The 11879-nt window shown below is 39.8% G+C and carries 8 protein-coding genes; 3 read left to right on the forward strand and 5 right to left on the reverse strand.

All coding sequences use genetic code 11. From position 1 onward, the window contains the following. Positions 1-3 precede the first annotated feature (3 nt). Positions 4-2280, forward strand: coding sequence for a CHASE2 domain-containing protein (locus tag V7K62_RS26040; RefSeq protein ID WP_334869212.1), 2277 nt, complete (start codon positions 4-6; stop codon positions 2278-2280). Further along, positions 2273-5005 carry an NHLP bacteriocin export ABC transporter permease/ATPase subunit gene (locus V7K62_RS26045; RefSeq protein WP_334869214.1) on the forward strand — a complete coding sequence of 911 codons (2733 nt, stop codon included), beginning with the start codon at positions 2273-2275 and terminating at the stop codon, positions 5003-5005. Before V7K62_RS26040 ends, V7K62_RS26045 begins: the two co-directional genes overlap by 8 nt. A 227-nt stretch (positions 5006-5232) precedes the next feature. On the opposite strand, the gene V7K62_RS26050 is transcribed toward V7K62_RS26045, so the two are convergent. From V7K62_RS26050 to V7K62_RS26065, 4 genes are all read right to left on the reverse strand, one after another. Then, positions 5233-7956, reverse strand: coding sequence for a CHAT domain-containing protein (locus tag V7K62_RS26050; protein WP_334869217.1), 2724 nt, complete (start codon positions 7954-7956; stop codon positions 5233-5235). A gap of 242 nt (positions 7957-8198) precedes the next feature. After that, complete coding sequence (locus V7K62_RS26055) at positions 8199-8423, reverse strand: hypothetical protein (protein ID WP_334869218.1); 225 nt, start codon at positions 8421-8423, stop codon at positions 8199-8201. Continuing rightward, on the reverse strand, positions 8410-8619 hold the full coding sequence (locus V7K62_RS26060) for a hypothetical protein (RefSeq protein ID WP_334869220.1): 210 nt from the start codon (positions 8617-8619) through the stop codon (positions 8410-8412). The genes V7K62_RS26055 and V7K62_RS26060 overlap by 14 nt, the downstream gene beginning before the upstream one ends. A 3-nt stretch (positions 8620-8622) precedes the next feature. Continuing rightward, positions 8623-8871, reverse strand: a complete 249-nt coding sequence (locus V7K62_RS26065) for a helix-turn-helix domain-containing protein (RefSeq protein ID WP_334869222.1) — start codon at positions 8869-8871, stop codon at positions 8623-8625. Positions 8872-9146: 275 nt separating this feature from the next. Between V7K62_RS26065 and V7K62_RS26070 the strand changes: the two genes are divergently transcribed. After that, on the forward strand, positions 9147-9311 hold the full coding sequence (locus tag V7K62_RS26070) for a hypothetical protein (protein ID WP_334869224.1): 165 nt from the start codon (positions 9147-9149) through the stop codon (positions 9309-9311). Positions 9312-9528: 217 nt separating this feature from the next. Here the strand turns inward: V7K62_RS26070 and V7K62_RS26075 are convergent, their stop codons facing one another. Continuing rightward, positions 9529-11550: an ABC transporter ATP-binding protein/permease gene (locus V7K62_RS26075; RefSeq protein WP_334869227.1), complete on the reverse strand. Its 2022-nt coding sequence runs from the start codon at positions 11548-11550 to the stop codon at positions 9529-9531. Positions 11551-11879: the final 329 nt, after the last annotated feature.

Here is an 11879-nt window from a genome sequence, read left to right on the forward strand (position 1 = left end):
TTTATGTGGAGAAACATCAAACGACAACTTTGGCAATGGCGTGGTGTCTTCATTGCAGCTCCTAGCGCGGGAGCATTGGTGTTTATTCTGCACTTGAGTGGATTATTGCAGATGTTGGAATTGGCAGCGCTGGATCAAATGTTTTTGTTACGTTGTCCAGAACCTGTTGATTCGCGCATTATCCTTGTAGAAATTAATGAATCTGATGTGCAAAAACTTGGTAAGCGCGGTTATTGGCCTTTGCCTGACGGCTTGCTGGCAAAAGTTTTAGAGAATTTAAAACAACAAAAACCCAGTGCTATTGGTTTGGATTTATATCGAGATTTTCCAGTAGGTTTTGGACATCAATCCTTAGTTAAGGTGTTTGAGTCTACACCAAATTTAATTGGTGTACAAAAAGTAGCTGAGAGTGAAGATAGCTCGGCAGTAGCACCACCACCAGCGCTTAAAAAACTTGGTCAAGTAGGTGCAAATGATTTTCCCTTAGATGGGGATGGAAAAGTTCGCCGCAGTTTGATGTATTTGGCAGATAAAAATGGTGAAAATGTGTTTAGTTTTGCTTTTAAACTTGCCTATCTTTATCTGAGCGATCGCAAAATTGATGTCGGACAAACAGAAGATTTTTTGGTAAAAACGGGTAATGTGATTTACCCTTTATTTCAAGGAAATGATGGTGGTTACGTTCGGGCTGAAGACCAAGGTTATCAAGTACTAATAAATTATCGTGGTTCTAGAGACAAATTTCAACACATATCTATTATAGATGTGTTAGAAAATCGCATCCCCAAGGATTTAGTCAAGGGGCGTATTGTATTAATTGGTCCCACAGCAGAAAGTCTCAAAGACCTATTTTATACACCTTACAGCAGTACTATATTAACAGCACCAAAACGGATGGCTGGTGTAGCAATTCATGCCAATACCATTAGTCAAATTTTAAGCGCTACTTTAGATAATCGTTCGTTAATCAAAACATGGAGCAAACTACAACAATGGTTATGGATTTCTGTTTGGTCACTGATTGGTGCAATCTTAATATGGCAACAACGATATAGCAGTGGCTCTAAAAGAAAATCCTTATTACCTTTGATTAGCATTTTATTAGCTGCTTGCTGTCTTATAGGTAGTAGTTATTTGGCTTTTATAGCAGGTTGGTGGATTCCTGTAGTTCCACCATTAATCACATTAATTGGTTCGGGAATTGCTGTTACTGCCTATATTGCCAGGACTGCGGGACAAATTCGGAAAACTTTTGGTCGTTATCTCACCGATGAAGTCGTCGCTAATTTATTAGAAAATCCCGAAGGTTTAAAACTAGGTGGTGAACGGAAAAAAATTACTATTCTCACTTCTGATTTAAGAGGTTTTACCGCTACTGCTGAGAGAATATCTGCTGAAGAAGTAATTAAAATAATTAATCTTTATTTAGGATATATGGCAGATGTCATTACTCAGTATCAAGGCACGATTGATGAGTTTATGGGTGATGGAATTTTAGTTTTGTTCGGCGCTCCCATCACTAGAGAAAATGATTCTACAAGAGCGATCGCCTGTGCTGTAGCAATGCAGCTAGCAATGGAACCAGTAAATAAGAAAATCCAGGAAATGGGATTACCAAAGCTAGAAATGGGTATTGGAATTAATACAGCAGAAGTAGTAGTCGGTAATATTGGTTCAGAAAAACGGACTAAATATGGAATCATCGGTAATCAAGTTAATTTAACCTATCGGATTGAATCTTATACAGTCGGCGGACAAATTTTCCTTTCAGAATCAACTATTAAAGAGGCTGGTTATATTGTCAAAGTTATTGGATATAAAGAAGTACAAGCAAAAGGACTGAAGCAACCTATAAAAATTTATGAAGTGGGTGGTATTGCTGGGCAATACAATTTATATCTGCCTCAAGATGAAGAAGAAGTATTCTTGGAACTTTTAGAAGCAATTCCCTTAAAATATGCAGTTTTGGATGGTAAAAATGTAAATAGCACTATAATTGAGGGAAAGTTAGTCAAGCTGTCAGCTAAGGAGGCAAAAATATCCTATGACTCAAAAGGAAATTCTTTGATTTTACAGCCCTTTACTAATCTTAAACTGAACTTATTTATACCCGAAAATAACGAAATTAGTGAAGATATCTATGCTAAAGTATTAGACAAAATGGCAGAACCAGATAATTTTTATATTCGTTTTACCAACATTTCACTAGAAGTAGAAGGGCAATTTAATGCCCTACGCCTCCGCCAAGGAACCATTGCACCTATAACTCCAGATGAGTGATTCCAAGTTACTGCTCACAAGTAATCAATCCTTAGTATTAGACAATCCCCAAATAGTTTGGCAGATTGAATCCGGTGCGATCGCTATATTTGCTATTCCTATCCAGCAAGGTATTGAAGGCGTTCGCCGTTATCTATTTAACGTCAATTCGGGAGAGGCATTGTTTGGGATATTGGCTAATAATCAGAAAATTTTGGCGATATCTCTAGAAGATACTCTAATGTTGCAAATATCTGCACAGGAATGTGAAGAATGGATCAGACAGGAGAAAGCTAAGGCAGAAAGTTTGCTCAAGTTAGTGCAGATTTGGGAGAAAAAAATTCAAAGTTATGTAGGCGATACCTTCTCTGCAAGACGCTACGCGAACGGTGGGCTTCTTAACGAAACGCTACGCCAACGTTTTTCTATTTCACCAGTTTTTTCAGATGCTGAAAAGCTTACCAACTGGAACACGATCCAAGTTACTTTGATTCAACTGCACAATGATTTCTGCGAAATTTTGACTCAAATAGAACAGGAAGAATTGGCAGCAAAATGGACTCAATTCCAAGCACGGGAACAACTTAACTCTCAGGTGAAAGTTAATGCCTTAGGAGAGTTAGCATCAGTCCTCAAACCCAAGCAAGGAGAATTGATGCAGTCAGGTACACCGTTGCTGATTGCCGCAGGTGCAGTGGGAAAGGCATTAGGAATTAAGATTTTGCCACCTGTACGTTCCGAAGACATGAATCGGATTAAAGAACCATTAGAAGCGATCGCGCGTGCATCCCGGATTCGCATCCGCCGGGTATTACTCAATGACCGATGGTGGCAAAAAGATAGCGGTCCTCTCTTGGCATATACTAATCAAGATAATTTTCCTGTTGCACTGCTACCAGCAAGGGTAGGAAAGTACGAAATCTTTGACCCAGAGAAGCGCGATCGCATACCTGTAAACAAGGATACTGCCCAGCAACTAGCTCCCTTTGCCTATGTATTTTATCGTCCTGTACCCGAAAATAATTTAACTGCGATCGATTTACTTCTATTTGCCTTCAAGGGGAAAATTCGAGAACTGATTATAATCTTCCTTACTGGTGTAGTTGGTGCATTGCTGGGAATGTTAACTCCTTTAGCAACTGCTATCCTTATCGATTCCGTTATTCCCGATGCAGACAAAGGGTTGTTAGTGCAAATCGGATTGGGTCTGATAGCTGCCAGCTTTGGTACGATAATTTTTCAAATCGCCCAAGGTTTTGCCGGTCTGAGATTAGAAAGTAAAGCTAGTTTAGACTCCCAAGCAGCCTTATGGGATAGATTGTTTAATCTGCGGGTATCTTTCTTTCGTGAATATTCAATTGGGGATTTGCAATCTCGTGTTTCTGCGGTAACTCAAATCCGTCAAAAACTCAATGACACAGTACTACGTACTGTTTTTACTAGCTTTTTCTCTCTACTTAATCTGGGATTGTTATTTATATACAGTTCCAGCCTAGCTTTAGTTGTAGTAGCAGTAGCGCTAGTTGCAATCATCTTCACTACTATCTCAAGTGTACTTAGTCGCCAAAAGTTGCGTGCTTTAGAAGAAATAGAGGGGGAAATTTTTGGTTTTACTGTACAGATGGTTGCTGGTGTGTCCAAACTTAGAGTTACCAATGCAGAAGACCGCGCTTTTGCTTACTGGGCAAAAAAGTATAGTCAGCAGCTAAAACTCAAGTTGAGTACAGAGGTAATTGAAGATGTCTTAGCGATATTTAATACCGCCATGCCAACTGTCAGTTCGATAATTATCTTTTGGCTGGCAGTTACATTAATTACACAAGCCGCATCTCAAAAGGAAACAGGATTATCTACAGGTACATTTCTCGCATTTAATTCCGCCTTTGCCATATTTATTGCTGGCGCAACTCAGCTGAGTAACACCATAGTCAGCATATTAGATATCAGCATTTTCTGGGAACGTGCAAAACCCATCTTTCAGGCTCAACCAGAAATCGATCTGAGCAAAAGCGATCCGGGGCGATTAACAGGTAAAGTAAAAATTGCTCATGCGACTTTCCGCTACCGCGAAGATGGCCCCCTCAATTTAGATGATGTGACAATTCGAGCAGAAGCAGGAGAGTTGATTGCTTTAGTAGGGCCTTCTGGTAGTGGCAAATCAACAATTGTTAGGCTGTTATTGGGATTTGAAACGCCAAAAGATGGCACTATTTACTATGATGGTCAGGACTTATCAGGATTAGATACATCGGCAGTGCGTCGGCAGATTGGTGTAGTGCTGCAAAATGGTCGCATCAATAGCGCTTCGATTTTTGAAAACATTTCTAGTGGCGCATTAGTGACAATGGAAGAAGCCTGGGAAGCAGTACAGATGGCTGGGTTTGCCGATGATATTAAGTCAATGCCAATGGAGATGCACACAGTCATTTCGGAGGGAGGTACAAATCTCTCTGGTGGGCAACGTCAAAGGCTACTAATTGCTCGTGCTTTAGTATTAAAACCGAGAATTCTAATTTTTGATGAAGCTACCAGTGCTTTGGATAATCGTACTCAAGCTATAGTTAGTAGCAGCTTAGAACAGTTAGGAGTAACGCGCATAATTATCGCCCATCGCCTCAGCACCATCCGCAACGCCGACCGAATTTATGTGATTGAAGCCGGTCGAGTTGTCCAGCAAGGTAAGTTTGAAGAATTAGTCAATCAAAAGGGGTTATTTGCGAATCTGATGGCACGACAAATGGTGTAAGAGGATGTTTGAAAAGTATTTTTGGTAACATTAAAGCATTAATAACCTAACCCCCCCAGCCCCCCTTCCCTACGAGGGAATGGGGGTTTCAAAGCCTCTCTCCCTGTGGGGGAGAGGTTTGGAAGCGAGGTTTCTCGTATACTTTACGACTTTTCAAACATCCTCTAAGCGTTCAAGTTTCCAGATGTCTGATTGGGATGAAGATTTAAAACTTTAAACAAAAATAACTATGGTTCACCAATCAATATAAAAGCTGCCCAATCTAATGGGTAAGGATATTGTTTCATCGTGGTCAACATGGCTTGACGCAATGCTGCTGCTTTATCAGTCTGATGTTTCATGTTGCGATAAAACTCGGTCATCAGTAAAGCAGTCGGTTCATCAGGTAGTGCCCATAAAGAGACTACTACACTGGGAACTCGCGCAGCAACTAACGCACGAGATAACCCTACTACTCCATCTCCAGTAATCTTACCTCGCCCCGTGTTGCAAGCGCTGAGGACAACTAATTCAGCGTCTAATTTGAGGTCAATAATTTCACTGGCGGTAAGGATACCATTTTCTTCTGTTGAGGTTTGCCCTTGGACTGTAGGATCGGGAGCCAGAGCGATCGCTCCTGGTACTCCTAAGCCGCTAAAGTCGCTCAACAATCCGTGGGTAGCTAGATGAATTAGAGTTGAATTGCTCATCTGTTTAAGTACCCTAGATTTGTTGGCATTTGCACCAATCAGTGCTTTTGTTTGGAAGAGTTGAGCGATCGCTTTGGCTTCTTGTTCAGCACCAGGTAGAGGGGGCAATTGTTCGGGTGGTTCACCTAATTGAGTGATAATTTTTGGCATAGTTGGATTGCCAACAATCAAGTTTAAGTCATAATTATTACTTGCTCTTGGCTTTTTTCGGAGTTTATATGTAATATCTAAAACTTGAATAGAAGGTGAAGTTGAGATTGTGTGCTGCTCAATTAAAAATTTACCTGTGGCATCTTGAAGGGTGGCAAAAGGAACCAGAAAAAGCGATCGCTGAGGGATAAATATCACATGGGCATTTGCGTCTTGAGGAAGAAGATCGTTAATAGGTTGAATTAATAATTGATGGAGTTGATGTAAGGGGTTTTTATCAATTACAGAAGATGTGTTATTACTTCTCTGCAAACTAGGATTTCTCATATTCAGCAACTCACGAGTTTTAGAAACTAAATCTGTGAGTCCTTTTGGATAACAAAACTGAGGATTTTGACACTGCCAAAGAGGTTTTAGGTCAACTCGACGGAGGGTAATATTACCTGTGGGTTGAACAACCCAGATTAAAAGTTCAGATTCGTGAGTTTCTAGTTTTCCCTCAACTAGGAAATTCCCAGGCACGATGGAATACTCTACCAAAGTTGCACGATGATTTTCAGCAACTTTTTTAATTTCTGCAATTGTCGGAGAAGCAAGGGTTGCAGTCGGCGCTTGTTTCTGGATAGCAACAGTGGAAAGGCGACGAGAGAGTAGTTCGGCAAGGGCACGGGCACGCCCCCGCTCAGATATTTTTAAGGCGGCTTCGGGTTGATTTTGGGCAACTAATACCGCTTGCAGATTGCTATAAGGTGCATTTTGCGTTTCAAAGATCGAGATTTTAAAGCCATCGTTGCTGCCTAGTCTGGCTCGCAATGACTCCCAAATTTCAATTGCTTCTTCAAGGGTTTTTGCTGCCCCTGCTAGGTTTCCTGATTGCAGGCGAACTGCTGCGGCGTTAATTTTTGCAATGCCTTCTTCTCGATGGTTATTGCGCGAGGAAGCGTACTGAAAATATTTGCTGTAGGACTCTAGGGCTTTGTCGAGGTTGCCCATCTGAAAGTAGACGAGTCCTTGATTACCACGAATCCGATAGAGAATATCGGCATCGTGTAGCTTCTCCCAAGAAATTTTCCAGCCTTGCTCATAAAGGGCGATCGCTTTGTTATAATCTCCTTGGAAATAAGCTACACCTCCCAGATTTGCTAGAGCTTCAGCTTCGGAACGTAAGTCTTTAAGTTGACGAGCGATCGCTAAACGTTGCTGTTGATAATCGCTAGCTTTTGGATAATTGCCTTGATTTTGGTAAATAATACCCAAGTTGCCCAAAGCAAACGATTCTAGGGATTGCTCCTTGATTTGTTGAGCTAGGGTTAATGCTTGCTGTTGATAGTCAATCGCTTTTTTTGCATCTCCCAAAGCCTGATAGACAATCCCCAAGTCGCTCAAAGCTTTTGCTTCTCCTGCTTGATCTTTAATTTTTTGAGATAAAGCCAGATGCTTTTGGTGAAATGCGATCGCTTTTACATACAAGTCTGCTCCATAATAAGCATTGCCTAAATTTCCTAATGCTTGGGCTTCTTGAGATTGTCCTGTGTTGCTATTTTGTTTGCGATCGTGAATTAACTGCCAATAATCATTTAAATAATTTATTGCCTCAACATAATAATCTCCTTGTTGGACATGAGCAAGCCCCAAATTTCCTAAAAGGGTAACTTCTAATTCGGGATATCTATTTTGTTTACTAATTTCTAATCCTTGTTTATAGTAACTAATTGCTTTTTCATATTCACCTTGAAGATGATAAGATAATCCTAATGTTGTTAAAACTTTAGCTATTTTATATGGATCTTGACTAGTGCGTGCCACATCTAAATCAGACTCAGAGATAGACTCATTTGAGAAACCATCAACAGAAAAGTAAGCAATTCCAGTATTGCTAACTCGTTCTCCTTCCCATTGCAGATGCTGAAGAGGCTGAAAGAGAGTGAGTATTTGGACTTTTTGAGCAGTATGTGGAGTAGAATCGTTTTTTGCCAGTTTTCCCAGCTTTTGAATTTTATTGTGTATAGCTATATCTGAAGATTTGGCAGTGATAATTTGCTGCCATATTAAAGTTAGTATAGTCAAGGAAAGGGGAAGAAAAAGAGTTAAACCAATTTTTTTAAGAAACATTTGCATCAAACTACGCAGGTGAATTTGGGTTGTGTAATTGTAGCAATCAAAGCACCAAGGCTTTCATTGCGATGCTTTCCAAACTGTATTAGGTGACAAAGTTCTTATTTGAAAAGCATAAGAGCATCTGGTTTAAAGTATTCCCTTAGCCCGGATTTCTCACAACTTGCTATTGATATACTCTCGCGGCTGAGGTATTATCTATTACCTACATCTTTCTTAGGTGATTTCTAGGAAAGAATTTACCAATGGAGGTAAAATGTACCCTTGATGCAAAGGAAACAGGAGCACTTGCAGGTATTGCGAATTTTGAAGTAGGTTCTGTTCATGGCGCGACTGGTGTCAATCCAGTAGCCGATATCAGCAGGGTGTTCGATATTCTTAGAGGATTCGATAATTTCTGCAATCGCATAAATCCCCGCTTGATCCCCAGAAAAACAAATCAGCACCCCATCACCAGCAACCATGTATGATTGCATAGCGCGTTGCAAGCCAAGGCATCTGCTCAAAGTCGCGGATACCGTCTATGATGCGGTAATATTTGAAGTTGCCTTGAAATAGCCAGTATGCCATTGTTGTTTGGTAGTTTTCCTCTCTTCTCTTCTTAGGCTGCGCCAACGAGACGCTACGCGATCGCTTACCGCCCATAGCAAAACTAAACACGCATTAATTCGGTAAATACTTAGCCAACAAATCCTCACCCTCGCCGCCCATCTTTTCCAACATCCCCTCAATCTTCTTCATCGCTAGCGGCGACGGCGTTGATCGTCCATTTTTCCAACGCTTGATTGTGCTATATATCACACGCAACTGGGCTGCAAACTGTTCTTGCGTTAGCCCCAAGGCAAGCCGCAAATCACGAATGATCCGCCCCACCTCTGGCTGTTTGATGGCCAAGGGTTTTTTGATAGTCATTTACTTTGAAACTTTACCTTCTAGCTTAAGTGGACAATGCTGTATTATTATGCTATATCTTAACCATCCAAAATCGGCGCTTTCATCAGTAAATACGCGTAATTTGTGTTTTTATAGTAAAAATTTCTTGCTTTAATGAAGGGAATTTTTTAAGTGATGCCGAACTTGAATTCTTAGAGGAAAAGTTACTAGGAGAGTGCGATCGCCCCCTCGCCCTTTCCAAGAGAACTGCTTGCTTGGCGTGGGCATAGCGTAGGGTGTTATGCGCTCGATGTATGCCCCGCACAGGTGCGCCCCAGTCTAGACTATGGCTGTTGTGGCTGTGTCGTAATCAGTGGGGGCTAACCTTCTCCTGGATTCCCCCTAGATTCCAGCTTTTTTGGCAGGGGCGACGACAAGATCGCGGATGTGGCGATCGCTCTCCCGTTTTCCTCGCTTGAATGGAGAGATAAAGGGCGATCGCTCCTACTGTTAATCTTACCTTACAGCAGTTTGCGATCAAACTGCTGTAAATAATTTGGCTGACGCGCAATTATAGTTGCATTGTTAACCACAGGTCTATTACCTAAAAACAAGGATTGTCGAGACTAGGACAACAGATTTTGTCACTTATTATAGGTAAAAGATTACATCGCGCAATTAGTTAAAAATATGTTACTAAATTCTCACCCATTTCAATACCTTTGAGTCTTTGTCATAGCGGTAAGTAAGACCGTCCCTATTAGTGATAGACTCCCCTTTACTTGCTTTACTTCTAATCGTCTTAATGGAATAGAAGGTTAATTCAGTCATTTCTTTATGAGAAAGTCCTACACTTTTAGCTTTTTGAGTCAATATTTCTGATTGATTTTGGGATTCATTATTAGGCAAACTGTCTATAGTAATGCGAGTATTTTCAGTAGAGTTCTGGCTAATTGTTTTTTGATTTTGATAATCTTCAACCGTCAAAAGTTGCCAACTTGAATCTTGTGAAAGTTCCAGAACCCATTGATGATAATTAAATAAACTTTCCCTATGCCCAACGCTTATAAATGTTGTTTTTGTTGCTTGTAACTGTTGATATAAACTTCCTTCATTTTTTAAATCTAAAGCACTTGTTGCTTCATCTAATATCGTGAATCTAGGATGAGTTACTAATAGGCGTGCAAAGGCAAGGCGTTGTTGTTCCCCCACTGATAATATATTCTCCCAAGGAACTTCTGTATCGAAGCCATCAACTCGACTTAGTAAGTTTTGCAGATTAACTTGTTGCAAAAATTCTTTGAGTTCTGCATCGGTTATTTGACGATTTGTATTAGGATAAAGCAACTGTTCACGCAAAGTCCCCAAGATTATATAAGGGCGTTGAGGTAAAAATAAAACTTCTTCTAATGGAGGTCGCACTAGACGGCCAGTCCCCGCATTCCACAAACCGGCGATCGCTCTCAAGAGAGAACTTTTACCTCGACCACTGGGGCCAACAATCAATAAACCTTCTCCTGGTTGAACAGATAGTGATAAATTTTCAACAATTACCTGCTCATAGTTGGGCGTTTGTAAAGTGACACTTTCAAAAGCAAGATGATTTTCTTCTATTATTTTAATAGTACTGACATTTTCGGGTTGTTGAGTTACTGATTCTAAAGCATCTGAAAATTCGGATAACCGCTCAATATAACTCGAAAATCGTCCGGAAGTTCCAAATTCATTGATTAATTCTGCCAAAGCATTAGCGAAAAGATTACAAGCTATAGCTGCTTGAGTAATTTCTCCTAAACCCATTTCACCTTTAATATCTAAAGGCCCAAATACTATAAATGGAAATATTTGGATGAAACCCTGATATCCTCTATTAAAAATTTCTTTATTTCTTTCCCAATCAACCTTGCGTTTAGCATTTTTTATCAAATTACTAAATCGGCGGGCAATGATATTTAATTCTTGCTTTTCTCCTCGAAAGAAAGCTACTGATTCAGCATGATTACGGACATGAGTCAGGCAATAAGTGTAATCAGCTTTGGCTTCGAGTTCATCTTGATTAATCTTATTTAATTCTTGAGTTAAGTAAACGGCAATCAAATTGCCTACGATCGTATAAACAACTAAAATCACTGCGACTTGCGAAGAGATTGACCAAAGAATTATTAAAAATGCTGTCATCTCCAATACTTTTTCAAAAAAAGTAGCTGAAAAGCTAAGAGCGCTACTGGCAATAGGTTCGATTTCTTGAGATAGGCGTTGATCTGGATTATCAATATCAGATTTAAAATTGATTTTGTAATACGCTCGACTGTTGAAATATTTTGACAAGATGTGATTGTTTAACCATTGATACCAATCAAGAGCGATTTGTTTTCTAATAAATTTAGAAAACCCTACCAAGAGCGTTACCAATGCCAAAACTACACCATAAAGCCATAAAGTATCAAAAAACTTAGAAAGATCCTTCTCTTGAATAATGATATCCAGTAAAAAACGATGAATGAAGCTGATAAAAACATTTCCAGCTACAAGGGCAATTATTAATAATATCAGGAGAAAAAGCATTCCCCAGGCACGAATCACGTCTGAAAATGCTCTTTCCCCTGCTTTCATTGGATACCAGTAGGGCTGGACAACCGCTTTGGTGTTTTCCCAAAATTGAGTAAAACCTGAAAACGCATTTGTTGAGGGTTGAGCTTGAATAACTTGGGTTGGCATATTTTAGAAATAAACTGAAATTTTTCAATCAAAATGAGTACTTTTTGTACTATGCAATAAATATGAATTAGCACAAAAAGTACTCAAAACTATCTTTGCACTTAAATGTTTATTTGTGCTTGTCTGATACAAGGTTTTAATTATTCGGCTAAAGCCTGAATGTGGGGTTGAATCATCATTGTAATATGGTTGCCTGGGACAAAATGAACATTCACTGTTTGGGCAGAAAACTTGTTCCAGCCTCCAACACAATCCTGTAAAAGTTTAAGAACTTACCTCATTATTAGGTTCCTCAATTTTGTATGATGGGAGAGAATAATTACCTTTTT

It is taken from the genome of Nostoc sp., assembly GCF_036917935.1.
Lineage (GTDB): Bacteria > Cyanobacteriota > Cyanobacteriia > Cyanobacteriales > Nostocaceae > Nostoc.

Bases quoted from the DNA above. Each gene is read 5' to 3' on its own strand.
- V7K62_RS26050 (WP_334869217.1), bottom strand. From the start codon at position 7,956: ATGTTTCTTAAAAAAATTGGTTTAACTCTTTTTCTTCCCCTTTCCTTG.
- V7K62_RS26065 (WP_334869222.1), bottom strand. From the start codon at position 8,871: ATGACTATCAAAAAACCCTTGGCCATCAAACAGCCAGAGGTGGGGCGG.
- V7K62_RS26055 (WP_334869218.1), bottom strand. From the start codon at position 8,423: ATGGTTGCTGGTGATGGGGTGCTGATTTGTTTTTCTGGGGATCAAGCG.
- V7K62_RS26070 (WP_334869224.1), top strand. From the start codon at position 9,147: ATGCCCCGCACAGGTGCGCCCCAGTCTAGACTATGGCTGTTGTGGCTG.
- V7K62_RS26075 (WP_334869227.1), bottom strand. From the start codon at position 11,550: ATGCCAACCCAAGTTATTCAAGCTCAACCCTCAACAAATGCGTTTTCA.
- V7K62_RS26045 (WP_334869214.1), top strand. From the start codon at position 2,273: ATGAGTGATTCCAAGTTACTGCTCACAAGTAATCAATCCTTAGTATTA.
- V7K62_RS26040 (WP_334869212.1), top strand. From the start codon at position 4: ATGTGGAGAAACATCAAACGACAACTTTGGCAATGGCGTGGTGTCTTC.